This window comes from Paludicola sp. MB14-C6 (genome assembly GCF_030908625.1).
Classification (GTDB): domain Bacteria; phylum Bacillota; class Clostridia; order Oscillospirales; family Ruminococcaceae; genus Paludihabitans.
The window spans coordinates 165559-187889 of the sequence record NZ_CP133133.1 but is presented as its reverse complement, the minus strand read 5'-3'; the positions used below and the strand labels follow the sequence as shown (position 1 = coordinate 187889).

18 protein-coding genes are annotated in these 22331 nt (G+C 34.7%); 7 read left to right on the top strand and 11 right to left on the bottom strand.

All coding sequences use genetic code 11. The annotated features are described in order from the left end of the window. Positions 1 to 9: 9 nt before the first annotated feature. The 6 genes from malQ (at position 10) to RBG61_RS00785 (ending at position 9146) form a co-directional block, all read left to right on the top strand. Positions 10 to 1482, top strand: coding sequence for a 4-alpha-glucanotransferase (malQ, locus tag RBG61_RS00810; protein WP_307944702.1), 1473 nt, complete (start codon positions 10 to 12; stop codon positions 1480 to 1482). Between the two features lie 6 nt (positions 1483 to 1488). Beyond that, positions 1489 to 3864, top strand: coding sequence for a glycogen/starch/alpha-glucan phosphorylase (locus RBG61_RS00805; RefSeq protein ID WP_307944701.1), 2376 nt, complete (start codon positions 1489 to 1491; stop codon positions 3862 to 3864). Positions 3865 to 3920: 56 nt separating this feature from the next. Beyond that, entirely contained in the window at positions 3921 to 5132 is a 1212-nt protein-coding gene (locus RBG61_RS00800; RefSeq protein WP_307944699.1) for an extracellular solute-binding protein, read from the top strand. A gap of 144 nt (positions 5133 to 5276) precedes the next feature. Then, positions 5277 to 6671 carry a carbohydrate ABC transporter permease gene (locus RBG61_RS00795; protein ID WP_307944698.1) on the top strand — a complete coding sequence of 465 codons (1395 nt, stop codon included), beginning with the start codon at positions 5277 to 5279 and terminating at the stop codon, positions 6669 to 6671. Beyond that, positions 6668 to 7522 carry a sugar ABC transporter permease gene (locus RBG61_RS00790; protein WP_307944697.1) on the top strand — a complete coding sequence of 285 codons (855 nt, stop codon included), beginning with the start codon at positions 6668 to 6670 and terminating at the stop codon, positions 7520 to 7522. Before RBG61_RS00795 ends, RBG61_RS00790 begins: the two co-directional genes overlap by 4 nt. Positions 7523 to 7580: 58 nt before the next feature. After that, entirely contained in the window at positions 7581 to 9146 is a 1566-nt protein-coding gene (locus RBG61_RS00785) for an alpha-amylase family glycosyl hydrolase (protein ID WP_307944695.1), read from the top strand. Between the two features lie 382 nt (positions 9147 to 9528). On the opposite strand, the gene RBG61_RS00780 is transcribed toward RBG61_RS00785, so the two are convergent. The 11 genes from RBG61_RS00780 to RBG61_RS00730 form a co-directional block, all read right to left on the bottom strand. Continuing rightward, positions 9529 to 10707 (bottom strand): LL-diaminopimelate aminotransferase, encoded by a 1179-nt coding sequence (locus RBG61_RS00780; RefSeq protein ID WP_307944694.1) that lies wholly within the window; start codon positions 10705 to 10707, stop codon positions 9529 to 9531. A 2-nt stretch (positions 10708 to 10709) separates the two neighbouring features. Then, positions 10710 to 11438 (bottom strand): NAD(+) synthase, encoded by a 729-nt coding sequence (gene nadE, locus RBG61_RS00775; protein ID WP_307944693.1) that lies wholly within the window; start codon positions 11436 to 11438, stop codon positions 10710 to 10712. Positions 11439 to 11513: 75 nt separating this feature from the next. Then, complete coding sequence (dapF, locus tag RBG61_RS00770; protein WP_307944692.1) at positions 11514 to 12371, bottom strand: diaminopimelate epimerase; 858 nt, start codon at positions 12369 to 12371, stop codon at positions 11514 to 11516. A 79-nt stretch (positions 12372 to 12450) separates the two neighbouring features. After that, entirely contained in the window at positions 12451 to 13860 is a 1410-nt protein-coding gene (gene purF, locus RBG61_RS00765; RefSeq protein WP_307944690.1) for an amidophosphoribosyltransferase, read from the bottom strand. Continuing rightward, positions 13850 to 14407 (bottom strand): ANTAR domain-containing response regulator, encoded by a 558-nt coding sequence (locus tag RBG61_RS00760; protein ID WP_307944689.1) that lies wholly within the window; start codon positions 14405 to 14407, stop codon positions 13850 to 13852. The genes purF and RBG61_RS00760 overlap by 11 nt, the downstream gene beginning before the upstream one ends. Positions 14408 to 14452: 45 nt before the next feature. After that, positions 14453 to 15772 carry a glutamine synthetase family protein gene (locus tag RBG61_RS00755; RefSeq protein ID WP_307944688.1) on the bottom strand — a complete coding sequence of 440 codons (1320 nt, stop codon included), beginning with the start codon at positions 15770 to 15772 and terminating at the stop codon, positions 14453 to 14455. Between the two features lie 12 nt (positions 15773 to 15784). Further along, positions 15785 to 16501 carry a glutamate synthase gene (locus RBG61_RS00750; protein WP_307944686.1) on the bottom strand — a complete coding sequence of 239 codons (717 nt, stop codon included), beginning with the start codon at positions 16499 to 16501 and terminating at the stop codon, positions 15785 to 15787. Beyond that, positions 16491 to 17726, bottom strand: a complete 1236-nt coding sequence (locus RBG61_RS00745) for an NAD(P)/FAD-dependent oxidoreductase (protein WP_307947173.1) — start codon at positions 17724 to 17726, stop codon at positions 16491 to 16493. Before RBG61_RS00745 ends, RBG61_RS00750 begins: the two co-directional genes overlap by 11 nt. A 77-nt stretch (positions 17727 to 17803) precedes the next feature. After that, entirely contained in the window at positions 17804 to 18235 is a 432-nt protein-coding gene (locus RBG61_RS00740; RefSeq protein ID WP_307944685.1) for a 4Fe-4S dicluster domain-containing protein, read from the bottom strand. A 50-nt stretch (positions 18236 to 18285) separates the two neighbouring features. Then, positions 18286 to 19791 carry a glutamate synthase-related protein gene (locus RBG61_RS00735; protein WP_307944684.1) on the bottom strand — a complete coding sequence of 502 codons (1506 nt, stop codon included), beginning with the start codon at positions 19789 to 19791 and terminating at the stop codon, positions 18286 to 18288. Position 19792: 1 nt separating this feature from the next. Next, a complete protein-coding gene (locus RBG61_RS00730) occupies positions 19793 to 20887 on the bottom strand; it encodes a class II glutamine amidotransferase (RefSeq protein WP_307944683.1) in 1095 nt (364 codons plus the stop codon). A gap of 436 nt (positions 20888 to 21323) precedes the next feature. On the opposite strand from RBG61_RS00730, the gene asnA reads away from it, so the two are divergent. After that, positions 21324 to 22331, top strand: a complete 1008-nt coding sequence (asnA, locus tag RBG61_RS00725; protein WP_307944681.1) for an aspartate--ammonia ligase — start codon at positions 21324 to 21326, stop codon at positions 22329 to 22331.

The window sequence follows — 22331 nt, the reverse complement described above, 5'->3', positions numbered from 1 at the left end:
AAAAAATATATGCGTTCTAGCGGCATTTTAATGCACATTTCCAGTCTGCCTTCTAATTATGGCATTGGGACAATGGGAAAAACTGCGTATGATTTTGTTGATTTTTTAAAACAATCAGGTCAAAAAATATGGCAGCTACTCCCTATCAATCCAACAAGTTACGGTGATTCTCCTTACTCCTCATTTTCACTTTATGCGGGTAATCCTTATTTCATTGATTTGGATATTTTACATGAAGAGAAATTACTAGAACATTCAGAATATCATAACCTAAATTGGGGTGATGATGAAGAAAAAGTCGATTACGGAAAAATCTTCGAACTGCGTTTTAATGTATTAAAAAAAGCATTTGAACGTTTCATTAAAAATGCTGATTTCCAATATGAAGCTTTTAAACAAGATAACTACTTTTGGCTTTATGATTATTCTTTATATATGGCATTAAAGTTTGATAACAATAATCTATCATGGCAAGAATGGGATGAAGCTTTACGCAAAAGAGATAAAGAAGCTTTACATCAAAAAGAAATACAACTGAAAAACGAGATCGAATTTTGGAAATTTGTACAATACAAGTTTTATAAACAGTTTTACAAATTAAAACAATATGCTAACAAAAATGGTATTAAAATTATTGGTGATATTCCGATTTATGTAGCACTTGATAGTGCTGATGTATGGGCAAATCCAGAACTTTTTATGCTTGACGAAGACTTAAAACCAATTGAAGTTGCAGGATGTCCTCCAGATGATTTTGCAAAAACCGGTCAACTTTGGGGTAATCCACTTTATAACTGGGAGGTTATGAAGCAAAGAGGTTATGATTGGTGGGTTAATCGAATTGGTACTGCTACAAAAATTTACGATATTGTACGAATAGATCATTTCAGAGGTTTTGAAAGCTATTATGCAATTAAAGCCGAAAGCGAAACAGCTGAGCATGGTACTTGGCGCAAGGGCCCTGATATTGAGCTTTTCAACACAATAAAAGCTAAGCTCTCTAATCCTGATATTATTGCAGAAGACTTAGGCCATTTTACTGAACCGGTTAAAACTCTATTAAATGCAACAGGCTATCCGGGTATGAAAGTTTTACAATTTGGATTTAACTCCGGAGAAGACAGTACATTTTTACCTCATAACTTTAAGAGAAATACTGTTTGCTATACAGGTACACACGATAATGACACCATTAAAGGCTGGCTTGATTCTTTAAACGAAGCAGATTTGAAATATGTTATGGATTACTTAAATGTAGACAATAAAGATGATTGCATTTATGGACTTATAAGGCTCGCATGGGCAAGTGTGTGCGACATGGCTATTACAACTATGCAGGACTTATTAAAACTTCCTACAGAAGCCAGAATGAATATACCATCAACCGCACAAGGAAACTGGCGTTGGAGAATGAAAAAGGATCAATTAACGCAAGAACTAACCCAAAAGCTCTATACATTAACAAAACTATATTGGAGGTAATTCAGTTTGAAATTTAACAAGCAGATTTTTATTGATAATATTATTAACTTTTTAAAAGAGGAATACAACATTGCGCCTAATCAAGCTAATCCTTGGCAATTGCATAATGGAATATCACATAATGCAGTGCTTATCATATCAGATAACTATAAAAGTAGCATCAAATTACACAATGAGCAAAGAAAAGCCTGCTATTTTTCAGCAGAATTTTTAGTAGGTCGTGCAATCTACAACAATCTACTCTGTCTTGGAATTTTAGATGAAGTTTCCAATGCATTAAAAGAATGTGGCGCTGACATTAACCTTTTGGAAGAGATTGAGGATGCTGCTTTGGGAAATGGTGGTCTTGGAAGGCTTGCGGCATGCTTTTTAGATTCTGCTGCAACACTAAATCTTCCGCTTGATGGTTACGGTATACGTTACAAGTTTGGACTATTCAAACAAGATATACAAAATGGTTTTCAAGTTGAAGATGCTGATCACTGGACAAAATATGGTGATCCATGGTCAAAGCGTTGTGAACAAGACAAAGTAAAAATAAAGTTTGCTGACCAAGAAGTTTATGCTGTTCCTTATGATATGCCGATAATAGGCTATAAAACCAACCATATCGGAAACCTTAGACTATGGCAGGCTGAACCTATTGAAGAATTTAACTTTACTCTATTTAATGAACAAAAATACGATGAATCTGTCAAAGAAAAAAACAATGCAGAAAATATTTCGAGGGTGCTTTATCCAAATGATGATACAAATGAAGGAAAAGTATTGCGTTTGAAACAACAATATTTCTTCTGCTCTGCATCTATTACTGACATTATTAAAAAATACAAAGAATATCACGGTTGTGATTTAAGTAAATTAAGTGATTTCATCACAATTCAGCTTAATGATACTCACCCAGTTATTTCTATACCGGAGCTAATAAGACAGCTAACAGATATAGAAGGTATGAGTTTCGAAAGCGCTCTTGCAGTTGCAAAAGAAGTATTTAACTACACCAACCACACCATTATGGCCGAGGCTCTTGAAAAATGGAGTGCTGATTTAATAATTAAAGTAGTTCCAAGAATTTTTGAGATTATTCAAGAAATTAACAACACTTTTTTAAATGAACTGAAAGAAAAAAACTATCCAAGCGAAAAAATCACAAAACTTGAACTGATTGCAGATCACACCGTCCATATGGCAAGGCTAGCAATTTATATCAGTAAATTTACAAACGGCGTTGCAAAAATTCACACAGACATTATCAAATATGATGCTCTTCCTGAATGGTATGAATTATATCCTGAACGTTTTCAAAATAAAACAAACGGCATAACACAACGTCGTTGGCTTGCGCTTTGTAATCAAGAGCTCACAAATATGATGATTTCATTAATTGGAAATGATGAATTTTTAACCAATCTTGATGATTTAAAACAGCTCGAGAAATATCAAGATGATACAGAAGTTTTAGCTCAATTTATTAAAATTAAACAACTGAAAAAAGAGCAACTTGCAGATTATATTTTAAAACATGATGGTATAACAATAAATCCTAATACGATTTTTGATACACAAATAAAACGTCTTCACGAATATAAACGTCAATTTTTAAATGCTCTATCTATCTTATACTTATATTTTGAAATTAAAGATGGAACTATTAAAGACTTCTTCCCTACCACATTTATTTTCGGAGCAAAATCAGCACCCGGTTACAGACGTGCAAAAGGGATTATAAAACTCATCAACGAAATTGCTAAGCTTGTTAATTCAGACAATAATACAAAAGATATATTAAATGTTGTATTCGTTAAAAATTACAACGTTTCATATGCTGAAAAGCTGGTTGCAGGATCTGATGTTTCAGAACAAATTTCAACAGCCGGAACCGAAGCTTCAGGTACAGGTAATATGAAATTTATGCTAAACGGTACTGTTACACTAGGAACATTCGACGGCGCTAACGTTGAAATTGTCGAAGAAGCTGGAGAAGAAAACAACTACATTTTCGGTGCTAAAGTAGAAGAACTTCAAGAAATAATGAAGACTTATAATCCAAAAGAGATTTATGAAAATGACAAAAAGATAAAACGTGTTCTAAATGCTCTTGTTGACGGAACTCTTGATGATAATAATACTGGAGTATTTAAAGAGCTGTATACTTCCCTTCTTGAAGGTGCTAGCTATCATAGACCTGATAACTATTATCTACTAGGCGATTTTAAAAGTTATATTGAAGCAAGATTAAGACTGAACAATGATTATAAAATAAAAGAAGAATTTTATAAAAAATGTTTTATCAACATGTGTAATGCAGGCAAATTCAGCTCAGACAGAACAATCAATGACTATGCTCAAAACATTTGGCATATCCAACCTGTTCAAATATAATTTCATGATAGACATGAAATATATATAAATTTTTTAATTAAGTTTAGGAGGAAATTATGAAAAAGTTATTATCAACTATTCTATGTGTCACAATGGTTGCAGCAACAATGTTTAGCTGTAAAGCAAATTCTACGACTACTAAAAAAGACCCTGCTAAAAACGAAACAGTTACATTAAAAGTATGGGGACCTCAAGAAGAACAAAAACTACTTACCGAAATGGCAGAAGAATTCAAAAAAGCTCATCCTAACAAAACTTATAACATCTCATTTGGTGTAGTTGCTGAAGGTGACGCTCAAACCAAGTATTCAGAAGACCCACAAGCTGCTGCAGACGTATTTATGTTTGAAAACGGTCAAACAAATGCTCTTGTTAGCTCAGGCGGACTATATGAAATTACAAGAAACAAAGAAGCTGTAGTTTCTGCAAACAGCGAAGGCTCTATTGATGCAGCTTCAGTAAAAGGCAAACTTTACGCTTATCCAATGACAGCTGACAATGGCTATTTCTTATACTATGATAAGAGCATTATCTCAGAAGATGCTGTAAAATCAGTTGACGGAATTTTAGCTGCAGCTGACAAAGCCGGCAAGAAATTCTTATTTGATATGTCAAACGGTTGGTATATCGCATCATTCTTCCTTGGTGCAGGTTGCACAATGTCACTTGAAAATGGAAAACAAGTACTTGACTTTAACAATGATAAAGGTGTAGCAGCAGGCGAAGCAATTAAAGCACTAACAGCAAACAAATCATTCTTAACAGGTGATGATCCTGTTATAACAGGTGGTATGGGCGATACAATTGCAGCAGCAGTTACAGGAACATGGAACGCAGCTGCTATTAAAGAAAAACTTGGCGCTAACTTTGCAGCAACTAAACTACCTACATTTACAATGAACGGTAATCAAGTTCAACTAGGCAGCTTTGCAGGTTACAAACTTGTTGGCGTAAACGCACTTACAAAAGCTCCTGTTGATGCAATGGATTTTGCAGAATTTATCACAAATGAAGCAAACCAAGCAAAAAGATTTAAAGCAAGAGCAATTGGTCCTTCAAACAAAAAGATTGCTGATAGCGCAGAAGTAAAAGCAAATATTCCTCTTGCAGCATTAGCACTTCAAAGCAAATTTGCAACTCCTCAAAACAGCGTTTCAGATAAATTCTGGGCACCAGCTGAAGCATTCGGTACTGCTATGGAATCAAAAGATTACTCAAAATCAATTAAAGAAATGCTTGATGCAATGGTTGCACAAATTCAATCATAATAATATTTAATACCGATAACTCTGTTAACAATAATAGTGTCTTAATGAAATCAAATTAGTGCTTTATGTGTTTTGCAGTAGAAAAGCTGCTGCAAAACACAAAGCATATACCATTTATCATAAACGGAAAGCGATGGTGCTTATATGGCTGAAAAACACGTTAAACGTAAATTTTCAACAAGCATAAAGGAAAGTTTTTCTGACATTGGAAACGCATTTGTGCATGGTGATTATAAAACAAAGCTAAGCTTCATAGTAATGGGGTTTGGCTGTATAACGCGCAAGCAATTTATTAAGGGACTATTATACCTTTTATTAGAGATTGCTTATATCTTATACTTTATATGCTTTGGATGGAATTACTTAAAAAATTTTAACTCTCTTGGAACAAACGTTTTAAATAAAGTTTGGGATGAATCACAACAAATTTATATCAATACTCCCGGTGACAACTCCATGCTGATTCTATTATTCAGCATTATGACGATTTTTATATCTATAGGATTTTTATTTACTTATTTTTCAAATATTCGCTCGGCATATTATTCACAGCTTTTACTTAAAGAAGGAAAAAAGCTGCCTACTTTTAAAGATGACTTTAAATCTCTATTTAATGAGAAATTTCATATAACGTTGCTTTCATTGCCAGCGCTTGGTGCAATTGTCTTTACAATTCTGCCACTCATTTTTATGATATTAATTGCGTTCACTAATTTTGATAGAGCGCACCAACCACCAGGAAACTTATTTACTTGGGTTGGGTTTAATAACTTTAAAGATATATTCTGGCAAAACCCACAAAAATCTCATACATTCTCTAGCCTACTCAGCTGGACGTTGGTTTGGGCATTCTTTGCAACCTTTTCAAACTATATTTTCGGTATGATACTAGCACTTATGATAAATAAAAAAGGTATCAAACTTAAAAAAATGTGGAGAACGATTTTCGTTACTACAATTGCAGTACCATCATTTGTTACTCTACTTTTAATGTCAAAAATACTAAATGACTTGGGACCTTTAAATGTAATTCTTATTGAAGAACTAAAATGGATTAAAGAACCGATTCATTTTCTAACTGATGGAAATCTAGCAAGAATTACTGTTATTGTGGTTAATCTTTGGATTGGTATTCCTTATACCATGCTAATTACCACAGGTATTTTAATGAATATTCCAGAAGACATTTATGAAAGTGCAAGAATTGACGGAGCAGGTCCTTTTAAAATATTTTCAAAAATCACTTTTCCATATATGATTTTTGTTACCACCCCTTATCTTATCACTCAATTTATTGCTAATATAAATAACTTTAACGTTATTTATTTCTTAACTGGAGGAGATCCAAAAACTTTGGATTACTTCCAAGCTGGTAAAACAGATTTGCTTGTAACATGGTTATATAAGCTTACTGTAAATGATCAAAACTACAGCCTAGCTTCTACAATTGGTATTTTGGTATTTGTAATCAGCGCTATCATTTCATTAATTACCTATAACCTTTCATCATCAACTAAAAAGGAGGAACAGTTCCAATGATAACAAGCGCAAAAATAAGAAGCGTAATATCTAATATATTTATTTATTTAATTTTATCAATAATGGCAATCATTTGGCTTTTGCCAATAGCTTGGTTACTGTTAATTTCCTTTAGAGAAGAACCGGGTGCTTTTACAACTTATTTAATGCCAAAAGGTTATACTTTTGATAATTATATAAAATTGTTTACAGATACTTCACTATTTAATTATCCTAGATGGTATATGAATACATTTATCGTAGCCATATTTAGTTGTATCATTTCTACCATTTTTGTATTGGCTGTCAGTTATGCTTTATCAAGATTAAGATTTAGAACAAGACGCCCTATCATGAACATAACTTTAATTCTTGGTATGTTTCCCGGCTTTATGTCAATGATTGCAGTTTATCATATTTTAAAATCAATTGGACTTGATCAATCCCTAGCTGCATTAGTAATCGTTTATTCAGCAGGTTCTGGACTTGGTTATTTCATTGCAAAAGGATTTTTTGATACGATTCCTCGGGCATTAGATGAAGCCGCTACTATTGATGGTGCAACAAAAAATACAATTTTTTGGAAAATCATACTTCCTATGTCAAAGCCAATTATTACGTACACCGTTTTAACATCATTTATGGCACCATGGGTAGACTTTATTTTTGCAAGTGTTATTATGAAAGATAATTATAATAACTACACAATTGCAGTTGGACTTTATCGAATGCTTGAAAGAGAAAATATATATCAATATTTTACTCAATTTTGTGCAGGTGCTGTTTTAATTGCTATTCCAATTACAATTTTATTTATGATAATGCAGAAAAACTATGTAGAAGGTATAACAGGCGGTTCTGTAAAAGGTTAATAATTTAGGCGGTATTTTTATAAATGCCGCCATTTTATATATTTAAAGTGAGGGTGCTATGAAAAGTTTATATAAAGTTATCTCTTTGTTAATTGCGTTATGTATTGCCTTAACTGGTTGTTCACAATCATATAAATATGAGCAAAAACTTAATATTATTGAAGATAATTATCGAACATATTATGAGGTTTTTGTTTATTCATTTTATGACTCCAACGGTGATGGTATAGGCGACATAAAAGGGCTTACCTCAAAGCTTGACTATATTAAAGACTTAGGCTTTAATGGAATTTGGCTTATGCCGATTATGCCATCCACTACATATCATAAATATGATGTTATTGATTATTACAATATAGATTCACAATATGGAAGTTTAAATGATTTTAAAGAACTAATAAAAGAATGCAACAAACGTAGTATAAAAGTTATTATTGACCTTGTAATCAACCATACCTCAACTAAAAACGAATGGTTTCAATCTGCAGTTAATAGTCTTGCCGAAGGAAAACAAAATAAATACACTAATTATTATAATTTTTCTGAAACAAAAAATTCAAGTGGAAAATACTATCCAACCGGTACGGGAAAAGGATATTATGAAGCAGTTTTTTGGGATCAGATGCCTGATTTGAATTTAGCAAATAATGAGCTTAGAAAAGAATTCGAGAACATTATGAAGTTTTGGCTTGATATGGGTGTTGAAGGTTTCCGTATTGATGCAGCAAAAGAATTTTTTTCTGGGAACAGCACAAAGAATATTGAAGTTTTAAAATGGATAACTGATTACTGTAAAGGATATAATCCGAACACTTATATTGTGGCAGAGGTATGGGAAGACTTTTTAGTTATGAGTAATTATTATAAAAGCGGGATTGACAGTTTATTCAACTTTTCCTATTCACAAGCCAAAGGTAAAATTGCATCTACGATAAACTTAAAAGGCGAGGCGAATACAGCAAAAGAATATGCAAAATCAGTTATCGACACATACAATAAAATTCAATCAATTAATGAAAATGCAATTGATGCACCATTTCTATCAAATCATGATACGGCAAGGTCAATTGGCTTTTTTGCAGGTGATGACAAAAAAGATAAAATGGCTCTTGGCATCAATTTATTAATGAACGGCACACCTTTTGTATATTACGGTGAAGAAATAGGTATGGTTGGAAGCGGTAAAGACGAAAATAAACGTGCGCCAATGAGATGGTCTGATACAAATTCAAAGGGAATTACAACTGGCCCTCCTAATATGGAAACTCAAGATAAAAGTTTTCCTGCTGTAGATATTCAACTTAAAGATAAGAATTCTATTTTAAATTATGTTAAACGAGCTGTCAGAATAAGAAACGAAAATCCTGAAATAGCTAGAGGTGTTCCAACCTATTTGAATATAGTAGATGACGACGATATTTGTGCTATTAAAAAAACATATAAAAACAATGAGATAGTTATTATTTATAACACAAGCGAACAACATAAATCGCTAAAATTAGCTCAATCCGAAATGAAAGAGAAAAAAATATATGGATATCTTTCTACTTCGACAAAAGACATTGTTGAATTCAAAAACGCAACTCTTTCACTTCCTCCCTACTCTATCGTAATATTAAAATAGATTAAAATTTATTTTAATATTTTTAACCTTACCAACCATTTTGATTTCTTATTTGTAGTACATATATTAACTAAGTGGGTCTCAAATTTGAGACCCACTTAGTGCTTTTACTATTAAATTAGTACACTTATTTATTTTATAAACTTTGCATCTGCTCGGTTTGCATGGTATAGTTTTCACCTTAACCCCTATAGCTTTGCGTCACTAGATTTATCTAGTTTTTCGTATTCAATTACTTGCTTAAAGGATACAAAGATTAATTAAAATTTGTAAAGAAGTATTTTATTCCATTGACCTTCTTTTATACTTTCTAATTACTCCAACAATGATTGGTATAGTTGAATTTTTTGTATCAGTTTTAAACAAGCAGTTGCAAAGAAGACTATTGTTGTTGTAATAATCTTTTCATTGCTTTATTAACGTTATCTCTATTTCCAAAAGCAGTTAATCTGAAAAATCCTTCTCCATTTGAGCCAAAACCTGCTCCCGGTGTACCCACTATATTATATTTGGTTAATAGCTCATCAAAATAATCCCAAGAGGATAAACCATTAGGACATTTAAGCCAAATGTATGGAGAATTTTGACCACCTGTGAACCATATGCCAAGTGAAGTCAGTGTATATGCAATAATTTTGGCATTTTCCAAATAATAATCAATATTTTCTTTGATTTGTTTATATCCCTCATCAGTAAATACCGCTTCTGCACCACGTTGGATAATATAAGGAACGCCATTAAATTTTGTGGTTTGGCGTCTTAGCCACAGCTTATTAAGTGATAGATTATTTTGCATTAATTCGCTTGGTACAACAGTATATCCGCATCGTGTTCCTGTAAATCCGGCTGTTTTAGAAAGAGAACAAAACTCAATCGCACATTTTTTCGCACCTTCAATTTGATAAATGCTCGTAGGTAGATTTTTATCTGTAATAAAAACCTCATAGGCACTATCAAATAAGATAACAGCCTCATTTTTAATCGCGTATTCAATCCATAATCCTAACTGTTCTTTAGTGTAAACTGCACCAGTAGGATTGTTTGGTGAGCACAAATAAATAATATCAGCTTTAACAGAATAATCAGGTAACGGTAAAAATGAGTTTTCAGGATTGCCGTCCATGTATATAATTTTGCGACCTGCCATTACGTTTGTATCTACGTAAACAGGATATACCGGATTAGGAATGAGTACGGTATTATTCACATCGAAAATATCAAGAATATTACCAAGGTCACTTTTAGCTCCGTCACTGATGAAAATTTCAGTATCACGTAGTGATACGCTTTTTTTAGCGTAATATCCGCATATTGCTTGTCGCAAAAATGCGTAGCCCTGTTCCTCACCATATCCATGAAACGTTTCGCTATTGCCCATCTGCGAAACAGCATTTTGCATAGCGGATATTACAGTTGGAACAAGTGGGAAGGTAACATCACCTATGCCCAAACGTATTAATTCTTTTTCAGGATTTTCGTTTTTATACTCTGCCACCTTTTTTGCAATAGAAGAAAAAAGATAACTGTCTTTTAAGTTTAAATAGTTTGAATTTATATTCATTATTAACCTCCATACGTTATCGGCATTTTACGCTTATGCTCGCTTGCCTCATGATATTTTTCAATAATTAACTGATCATTTTCTTTGGCAAAACCGTCAAGCAAAAAGCTATCAATGCTTTTATATGTTACACCCATCTCGCTTTCATCAGTTTGTCCATCAAATAATCCTGCTGAAGGTGCTTTATCTATGATATGAACAGGAGCATTAAGATATCGCAGAAAATCGTATATTTCAGTTACAGTTAAATCAGCAATTGGATTAAAATCGAAAGCACCATCACCCCATTTTGTGAAATATCCCATATAGCCCTCGCTTCTATTTCCTGTACCAGCGACAAGCCTATTTTCACTTGCGGCAACCATATAAAGCGTTATCATTCTAAGACGAGGTGCTATATTGGAAATTGCTGCTTCTGTTAGTTTTGTAAGTTCATTAGACATATGAATAAAAGTATTTTTTGCTTCTGTTAAATCTGCAAGACGAGTTTCAATATGAAATTGATTAGCAACGGATTCCGCATCATTTTTATCCTCGTTATAGTTGCGCTTAGAACCACAAGGCATAATAATTCCGACTGTGTTTTCGCAAGCTATTTTACAAAGAATACCAACAAGCGCACTATCCTTACCGCCACTGTTTCCGTAGACAATGCCATCCACATTTGCTGACTTTAATACTTCACGAATAAATGCTACACGTTGTTTAATTTCTTTTTCATAATCACGCATGTTGTAACTCCTTCATATTGATGAAATCTTTGATAAAGCATTCGAAATGCAAGTAACTATCAAAACAATATGATGTCATATTTCTATCACTCCATCAAAAACTTTTTTACATCCTCCGGTCATATACACTGCATCGTCAGTATAACGTATAACAAGATCGCCACCAAGGAGTTGGACTTTAATATCTGTGTTTTTATCACAATAACCATTTAAAACAGCTGCTACTGCTGAAGCACAAGCACCTGTACCGCAAGCAAGAGTTTCACCACTTCCCCTTTCCCATACACGCATTTTGAAATTATTTTCATCAACAATTTCGACGAATTCGGTATTTATTCTTTCCGGAAACAACGAATTATTTTCAAATAATGGCCCTATTTCAGCAAGATTTATATAATCAACATCATCGCAAAATACAACTGCATGAGGATTTCCCATAGATACGCAAGTGATAGCATAATCAATATTATTGATATTAACTTGCCTATTTACTATGCTATCCCCTTGCATCTTAACAGGAATTTTATCGGGAGAAAGTTCTGCATTCCCCATATTAACTTTAACAGATGAAACAGCTCCATTTTGTATAGTTAAAAACAATTTTTTAACACCAGCGAGTGTTTCAACCGTTAATGTTTCTTTATTTACTATATTATTATCATATAAATACTTAGCAACACAACGAATTGCATTTCCACACATTTTACCTTCGCTTCCGTCAATATTAAACATCCTCATTTTAGCATCGGCGATATCAGAAGATAAAATTAATACAATACCATCACCACCCACACCAAAATGTCGATCGGATAAAAGTACCGACAAAGATTCAGGTGAGTTTATTTTCATATTGTTTGTCGCAGCATTCTCGATACAGTTAATATAAATATAGTCATTACCGCATCCTTGCATTTTCGTAAATTTTAATTCCATACATTCGCCCCTTAAAAAATCTATGTTTTGATTCAGCTTATTGGATTCTAAAATGAAATATGTCATTACACATAATTATTTATTCAAGCTCGCTTTTTCTCAGTATCTTTTTAGCACCACTCGTTGCAAAACAGCTTGTGCAAAAAGAAACCTTACACTTCTCACATGCTCTTCTAAGTCCATCTATACTGATATAGCCCAAGCTATCAGCACCAATCTCTTTGCATATTTCATTTATATTCATTTGATTTGCAATCAAATTTTCTTCATTGTCAATATCCGTACCGTAATGGCAAGTATAGCGAAATGGAGGTGATGATATCCGTAAGTGTACTTCCTTTGCTCCTGCATTTTTAAGACTTCTTACTATTTTTTCGCTTGTTGTACCTCGAACTATCGAATCGTCCACAAGCACAATTCTTTTACCACGAACATTTGCTGAGAGAGGATTTAATTTTAGTCGCACAGCATTTTCCCTTTGCGTTTGTGTTGGGTAGATAAAACTTCTTCCAATATACCTATTCTTTACAAATCCCGAAACAAGAGGAATCCCACTTTGCATACTGTAACCTATCGCTGCTTCAAGTCCACTATCCGGTACTCCACAAACAACATCAGCTTCAACGGGATATTCCTTTGCAAGTATAGTGCCCATATTAAAACGTGCTTCATAAACACTAAGATTATCAATGATGCTATCAGGTCGAGCAAAATAAACGTATTCAAAAATGCATAAGCCGCCACATTCATCATTTTTTTGCAATTCTACGTTTTCAAAGATAATCTTACTATTCTCAATGACTATAATCTCACCAGGCAAAACATCTCTTACAAAATCAAATCCATTAGCTTCAAGTGCACAAGACTCTGACGCAACCGCAATTCCTATATCATTTTTTCCTATACATAAAGGGCGGTATCCATATGGGTCACGCACAGCAATCAGCTTGCCTGTACTACATAAAATGATGAGCGAGAAAGCACCTCTTAAATCGGATGCTGCTCTTATAACGCCTTTAATTGCATCATCCTCTTTCATCATATAATAAGCTATAAGAGAGGAAGCGACTTCGCTGTCGCTCGTTGCGTTAAAGCGTAAACCATGTTTTTTTAATTTGTTTTTAATGTCTTTCGCATTCGTAATATTACCATTATGTGCTGTTGCTATTCGTCCGGTTAAATATTCTGTAATAAATGGTCCAACGTTTTCTTTTGTGTTGCTGCCAGTAGTTGAATACCGTGTGTGTCCCACAGCAGCACTACACTTTGGAAGTTTCTCGAGTTCACCACCGGAAAAGATTTCACTTACCAGCCCAACATCTTTGTGACAAGTAATTTGGTTTTCAGAAATTACAGCTATTCCTGCACCTTCCTGCCCACGATGTTGCAACGATAACAATCCATTGTAAGTAATCCCTGCAGCTTCATCCGTTTTTACGCTTACGCCGAAAACAGCACATTCTTCGTGTAATTTATCACTAACTCTCATAGGTTTTCAATACTCCTTCCGCTACCGCTCTCTTAGTTGTCCTGGTATCCATAGCCTGTCGTTCAATATACTTATGCGCTTCACTTTCACTCATATTCAAATAAGATATAAGAATACACTTTGCTCGATCAACAATACGTATATCTTCGATTTTTTGTAACAACTTAGTGTTTTCCACTTGCATGGATTTTAGCTTGTTCTGAGCAGCTTTCGCAAGCTTTAATGCCAACCAAAAATGATTTTTGTTAATAGGCTTTTCTATGGTTATTACTCCATAGTCTTCAACCACATCAGATATTTCATCATAAAATTCGCTTTTTACAACAAGAATTACTTGGCTAATGCCTTTTGTTGCTATATGCCTTGATAAACTTTCTCCAGATTCATCACGAAGCGGCGCATTAATTACAACCAAGTCAAAATCTTGTTCGAGCAATAAGGTTCTTGCTTCTGAACAAGAAAATACGGTGACAATTCTGCTTACCGAAAATGATTGTAATACTTGTGTGAAAAAAGCAATACTCTTTTCCGTATTTGATACAATCAAAACATTTTCCGTAAAATCGCCACCTTTCAAATTCAATATATTTGTTTAAATAAACTTAAAATACCTCTCCTTATAGAAGTTTTCTTTATTCTCTGCATTTTGAAATGATTGAACTTCCTCTTTTTTAAATGCAATATACTTCATAAGCATTTCTTCGCCAATAATGCTTTTTACAAATTCAGAATGCTCACTTAAAGCAATTGCTTGAGCTAGACTATCCGGAAGTACTGAAAGTTTTTTGGTGACACTTTCATCCGCATTAAATAAATCTGCATCAACAGCCGGTGGTAACGATAGAGCTTTTTCAATTCCATCAAGTCCTGCGCTGATTATAAGTGCAAAAGCCAAATATGGATTAACAGTTGGGTCCGGAGAACGTAATTCCATTCGTACCTTTTCGCCATTTGCTGCCGGTATTCTGACAAGTTGAGAGCGGTTTTGATGTGACCAAGAAACATATTTTGGTGCTTCATATTTACCGAAACGCTCATATGAGTTGGTTATTGGATTGAGAAACAAAGTAATCTCAGGAGTTTTTTGCAATACACCTGCAATGAAGCTTTCGACTATTTTTGAATGATCACCGTTCTTTTTATTAAAAATATTGAAACCATTTTTAGAAAGCGAAATATTTGTATGCAATCCATTTCCACTTTGGCCCGCAATTGGCTTTGGCATAAACGAAGCATATAAACCGTTTCTTGCAGCTATTGCTTTTACAGCAGACTTAAATGTTAATATATTATCTGCTGAGTTTAAAGCATCACTAAACTTAAAGTCAATTTCATTTTGCCCAGGACCCTGCTCGTGATGCGAGGTTTCCAGTTTAAGCCCCATTTCTTGCAGACACAAGCATATTTCACGTCGAATATTCTCTCCTTTGTCAAGCGGTGCAATATCAAGATAGCCGCCATAATCGAGAGTTTTATCAGTTGGTTCACCATTCTCATCCATTTTAAACAAATAAAATTCACATTCCGCACCAATTTTACAAACATAGCCCATTTCAGCACAACGTTTTACCACTCGTTTGAGGATATTTCTACTATCATGAGTAAATACGGTTTTGTCTGGATTTTTTATATCACAGTAAAAACGCACAACCCTACCCGGTCCCGGACGCCATGGTAACACCGTTAACGTTGATGGATCAGGGAAAAGTAGCAGATCTGACTTCGTAACATCATGAAATCCTTTGATAGCCGAAGCATCAAAGGAAACACCATTTTCAAATGCTGATGAAAGTTCGCCAGGCATAATAGATATGTTCTTTTGCGTTCCGAATGGATCGCAAAAAGCAAGCCTTATAAACTTTACATCATTTTCTTTTACAAATTCTATAACCTCATTAGCTGTTGTTATCATTTTACCCACTCCTTAATTGGCTGTGTAAAGTTGTTTGTATGGATTTTTAGCATTTGCTTTTAATTTATAAAATTGTTCGTTCATCATTTCATTTATGTTGATATTAAAACATTCCGCATATTCACATAAAATTGGCTCAATTTCTTTCATATCATCTTTAGTGGCGATTTCAGCTATAACTTGTGCCGGAAGATTTGGAAGTGCCTCTTTGCTTCTAATAAAAATAGTACCGCCATGCATACCCGTTCCCGTAAAGTTTCCAACAGGTATCTCAACACTGTCAAGTCCTAACACAACAATAAGCCCTCCAGCAAGATATTCACCTAAAAAGCTGCCCACCTTACCTCCAACAACGATAATCGGCCTTTTTTCTTTATATTCTTTCATATGAATACCGGTTCTGTATCCTGCATTGCCACGAACATATATCTTTCCGCCTCGCATTGCATATCCTAATGCATCTCCAACATTGCCATCGATTACAATTTTTCCGTCATTCATCGTATCACCAACAGCATCCTGAGCATTACCGTTTACTGTTATAACTGCACCGTTAAGATATGATCCCAATGCATTTCCCGGTGTACCATTTATCATAATATTTTTGCCTTCTAGTCCTGATCCTATAAATCGTTGGCCATAGCAATTCTCTATCAGAACATCACTATCAGCTTGCTTAATTTTAGTATTTAGTTCACGATAATCTAAGTTAAATGCATCAATTTTCATTTATCATACCTCCTAACTTCGTATTCCTATACTCTTTAGTAAACGCCATAAGGCCAGGCTTTTTGCAGATAAGTTCAAAATCAAGCGTGCCAAGAGCTGTTCTTTCTCTGATAAGATTTGTATAAATTCCTGCCTTTTCAACATTACCAATCAGAATATAACCGTTTAATTTATTGTTACTATAAAACAACTTCTTATAGGTTTTACCATCTTCTTGAATATAAGCATCCCCTATATAATTTCCCGCAGTAATCATGTGTAATCCAAAAAAGCCGATTGCATTCATAGGTATCGCTTTATTGAAAGCCGCATCTCCACCCGCCATGTTGATTCCTGCACATTCTCCTTGCATATACGCATTAGGAAGAAGAGCCATAATTTTATGATCGCCACTTGAAACATCCTCGCTTTGTGTGCAATCTCCGGCAGCATATATATTCTCATTTTTTGTTTGACATTTCGTGTTGATTATTATGCCTTTTTCTATTTCAGTTACTCCTTTTAAAAGCTCAATATTTGGACGTACACCTACTGCCAATACTAAAACGTCAAATGGGATTTCCTCACCATTTTCAAGAGTCGCTGCATTTTTTGTAAAGCTCTTAACTTTTTGTGACATTTTAAATGATATATTCTGAGCTTCCATATGATTTTGCACCATTTTTGCTCCTGTATCATCCAAAATGCTTGATAATATTCTAGATGATAAATCAACAACAGTTATACTTTTGACTTTTTGATGTATTCCCTCAGCACATTTTAAGCCGATAAGGCCTGCACCTACAATTAAGACTTTTGAATTCATATCTATAGCCTTGTTTAGTGCATTAGCATCGTCAAGTGTCATAAAGGTAAACTTATTTTTCACATGATTCAGCCCCTCAAATGGTGGGACAAATGCTGACGAGCCTGTTGCAACAAGCAGCTTATCATAAGGAATCTTACTACCATCATTTATTGTAACGTAATTCTCAATCTCATTGATTTTTATAACGGTAGATGAAGCACGTAAATTTACATTATTTTTAATATAAAAATCATCATCACGATATTTCATTCTTTGCAAATCTGTCTTGCCAAGCAAAAGATATGATATAAGAGGTCGTGAATACGTATGATACGGCTCATTAGTAATAACGGTTATTTCGCCCAACTTATCAATCTGCCTGATTCCCTCTACAGCTCCAATTCCTGCGGCTGAATTGCCTATGATAACATACTTCATCGGCAAACTATCTGGTGTAGCAGCTACTTCATTTGAGTTTATGCTCATATTACTATTTGCATTTTGATTCACGTTTCTCACCCTCTCTCCTCAAATACAATTGCTCCATTTGGGCAGCCCTCAACGCATCTTGGCGTTCCTGTACTTGACTCTATACACAACTCGCACTTTTGAACAACACCATTATCAGACGCTGAAACTGCTCCATATGGACAACTCAGTATACAAGTATAGCAATTAATACACTTATTTTTATTGATAGTAATTACTCCTTCATTTACCGTTAAAGCACCTGTTATACATCCCTTAACGCAAAGGGGATCATTACAATGACGGCACGAAACAGCAAAACTGATTCCGTTATGTTCCTCTATATTTATATTTGGGTTTATTTTGATGTCTTTTAAAGCTCTTGCCATATCTTTTTCATTGCTTCCTGCAAAAGCACAATAATATTCACAAAGATGGCATCCAAGACACCATTTTTCGTTTACATATACTTTTTTCATATATGAAATAATCCTCTCTATTTGATACAATTGAAATGTACTTGATTCGTCTATTCACCTGCATATTTTATTCCTAAAACTTCTAGTTCTTTTTCATTAAGTCCTAAGCCTCTAAGCATGAGGCGGTTACCTTTTAAGCTTTCAATTGAGTTGATACCCATACCGCCCATCATCTCTTTTATCTCATGTTCCCAAGCAGTTAATAGATTAACAAGCCTTTTATAGCCAATATCGGGATTTAATCGTTTTGTAAGTTCAGGTACTTGTGTTGCTATACCCCAATTGCATTTACCGCCATGACAACTTCTACACAAATGACAACCAAGAGCAAGAAGTGCCGCCGTTCCAATGTAAACTGCATCTGCTCCAAGTGCAATTGCTTTTACAATATCAGCGCTTGAACGGATACTGCCGCCAACAACAAGGCCTACATTATCACGAATACCCTCATCACGTAGCCGTTTATCAACACTTGCAAGAGCAAGCTCAATCGGAATACCTACATTATCTCTTATTCTTGTTGGTGCCGCACCTGTACCACCTCTAAAGCCATCAATTGCTATTATATCTGCACCACTTCTTGCAATTCCGCTTGCAATTGCAGTTATATTATGAACTGCTGCGATTTTTACAATTACAGGCTTTTTATAATCTGTCGCTTCTTTTAGTGAATATACAAGCTGCCTTAAATCCTCAATAGAATAAATATCGTGATGAGGAGCAGGAGAAATTGCGTCTGAGCCCTCTGGTATCATTCTTGTTCTAGACACATCACCAACAATTTTCGTTCCCGGAAGATGGCCTCCAATACCGGGTTTTGCGCCTTGCCCTATTTTAATTTCTATTGCCGCACCACTCTCAAGATAATCTTTATGCACTCCAAATCTACCCGAAGCTACCTGTACAATTGTATTTTTACCGTATTGGTAAAAATCTTCATGTAGTCCGCCTTCTCCTGTGTTATAAAAAATACCCAATTCTTCTGCCGCACGAGCTAAGCTTTCGTGAGCGTTATAGCTGATTGAGCCATAACTCATAGCACTAAACATAATTGGCATTGATAGTTTTAGATGTGGAGGTAAAAGCGATTTGATTTTACCATTTTCGTCACGTTCTATATTTTGTGGCTTTGCTCCTAGAAATACTTTTGTTTCCATTGGTTCACGTAGTGGATCGATAGATGGATTTGTAACTTGGGATGCGTTAAGCAATATTTTATCAAAATAAATCGGATAATTTTCAGGATTACCCATAGAAGAAAGCAATACTCCGCCACTATTTGCTTGTCTGTAAAGCTCGTTAATTGTTTTGCCATTCCAGTTAGCATTCTCTTTATAAGTATTATCGCTCTTTACAATCTTTAACGCTCTTGTAGGGCAAAGAGAAACACAGCGGTGGCAGTTTACACATTTTGCATCATCACATACAAGCTTGCCACTATCCTCTAAATATGTGTGGACTTCATTTGCACATTGACGTTCACAAACACGGCAAGCTATGCAACGATCATAATTACGAACAACCTCATATTCAGGGTATAAAAAGTTAATAGCCATTCTATTTTACCTCCAATCCAGAAAGACTAACAATGACAGGCTCACCACCTTGTGGTGACCACACATTATCTAAATTAGGCTCTATTATTCTAATTGCAGACTCCTCGCTTGCAATATAAACTGTATCGCCTTTTTCACCAACAACCATACTACGCAACTTTAGTCTATCGTTAAGCGCCATTAAACCGCCATCAAATCCTACAAGAATTGAAAATGGTCCGGTAATTAGCTGTGCTGAGAATACATTGCGCAGATATTCATAGTATTCTTTTTTTTCTGACGTCATTTGTTCAATAGATTGCCAAAACGGGGCGGCAATTACTGATGCAATTTCATCCCAAGTAAGCCCTTTTTTACGATGCAGATAATCAATAATATAAGTGATTACCTCAGTATCTGTTTGCAATGTGCACTTATATCCATACATCTCAATAGCACGTCTATTGGCATCATAAGACGAAATTTCGCCGTTATGTACTACCGAATAATCAAGCAATGCAAAAGGATGTGCACCGCCCCACCAACCGGGTGTGTTTGTTGGATAACGTCCATGTGCTGTAAAGCAATAACCTTCATATTCCTCTAAACGATAGAACCGTCCGACATCTTCCGGAAAACCTACTGCCTTAAATACGCCCATATTTTTTCCACTTGAAAAAACATAAGCTCCATCTATGCGAGTGTTCACACGAAAAACACATTTTGCTAAGTACTCCCGTTCATCAATCTGACTGTCTGAAAGTTTTGTTGGAAGTGGCGAAACAAAGTATCTCCAAATGAGTGGTTCATCCGTTATTTCTTTTATTTTTCTTGTTGGTATTTTGGAAAGATTGATAATATCAAAATGTCTTTCCAAAAAATCCTCACATTCTTTTTTTGACGCTGTATTATCATAGAATATATGAAGCGCATAGTAGTCTTTATATTCAGGATAAATACCGTATGCAGCAAAACCACCACCTAAACCGTTTGAGCGGTCGTGCATAACAGCAATCGATTTTATAATATCTTCTCCACTCATTCGAGCACCTGATTTATTAAAAATACCTGATATTGCACATCCTGAAGGTATTCTTACTTGACCTTCTTTCAACATATAAACCTCCTAATCACCCCCAATGTATTAAAGTCAATTAATCCATCGAGCTTTACTTTAAAGAAAAAGGCGCTCATCACATAATGTTGAATAGACAACTTAAAAACCGAATTATAAACACGGTTTTTTTTAACTGTTTATTACATTATCTGATGAACGCCTTTGTTCACTGGTTATAGTATAACTTATATTGGTATATTAGTCAATACTATTTGAAATAAAATTTTTATTATAATTCATTTTTTTATAAAATACACTGAATAAAGTTAAAAAATGCTCATAATTTGAAGTGCACAGAACATTTTCTTGCATTTTTTCAAAAATCCTCTTGACAACTTTTTGTTTTCATGATAACATGATTAGCATAAACAGCAAAGGCGCTGTGGGCTATATGTCCGCAGTGCCTTATTTTTTTTGTTTGGAAAGGGAGTTAATTATGAGCAAACTAGAAAAACCTATCGGTTATAAGTCAGTTTTGTCAGTTTATGACACACAAAAAGCTATCGGCACTGTAAAGAGGACATTTGAGGATAATCTTTCAAACGCCCTTAACCTAATAAGAGTATCTGCACCTCTTTTCGTTGAACCGCAAACAGGACTAAACGATGACTTGAACGGAGTAGAACGTGCAGTAGAGTTTGACATCATGGAAACAAAAACAAATGCACAAATTGTTCATTCTCTTGCCAAGTGGAAACGTATGGCACTATATCAATATGGCTTTCCTGTTGGTGAAGGCCTTTACACGGATATGAACGCTGTTCGTCGAGACGAAGAAATGGATAATCTTCATTCTATTTATGTTGACCAATGGGATTGGGAAAAGGTTATTGATAAACAAACACGTAACATTTCAACTTTAAAAGAAACCGTTAGTAGTATTGTTACTGCAATTTGTAATACACAGCAATCCATTCAAAAGCTCTATCCCGAAATAAAAGGTACTCTATCAAAAGATGTGTCTTTTATTACCACACAGGAGCTTGAAGATATGTACCCAGCACTTACTCCAAAACAACGAGAGAACGCATACCTGAAAGAACATAAAACCGCCTTTATTATGCAAATTGGAGATGTGTTAAAATCGGGGGTTAAGCATGATGGAAGAGCTCCGGACTATGACGATTGGGCGCTCAATGGAGATATCGTTTTTTGGAGTGATGTCTTGCAGTGTGCTTTTGAAGTTTCGTCAATGGGCATTCGTGTTGATGAAAAATCTTTAAACGAACAACTAACAAAAGCAGGATGCGACAATCGTCGTACATATTCATTCCACAAGATGCTATCAGAAGGAAAACTCCCTCTTACTATGGGTGGCGGTATCGGACAATCAAGATTGTGCATGCTTTTACTCGAAAAAGCACATATTGGCGAAGTACAAGTTTCCATATGGGATGAAGAAACAAGATCTGGCTGCAAAGCTGCTCAAATTGAATTATTATAA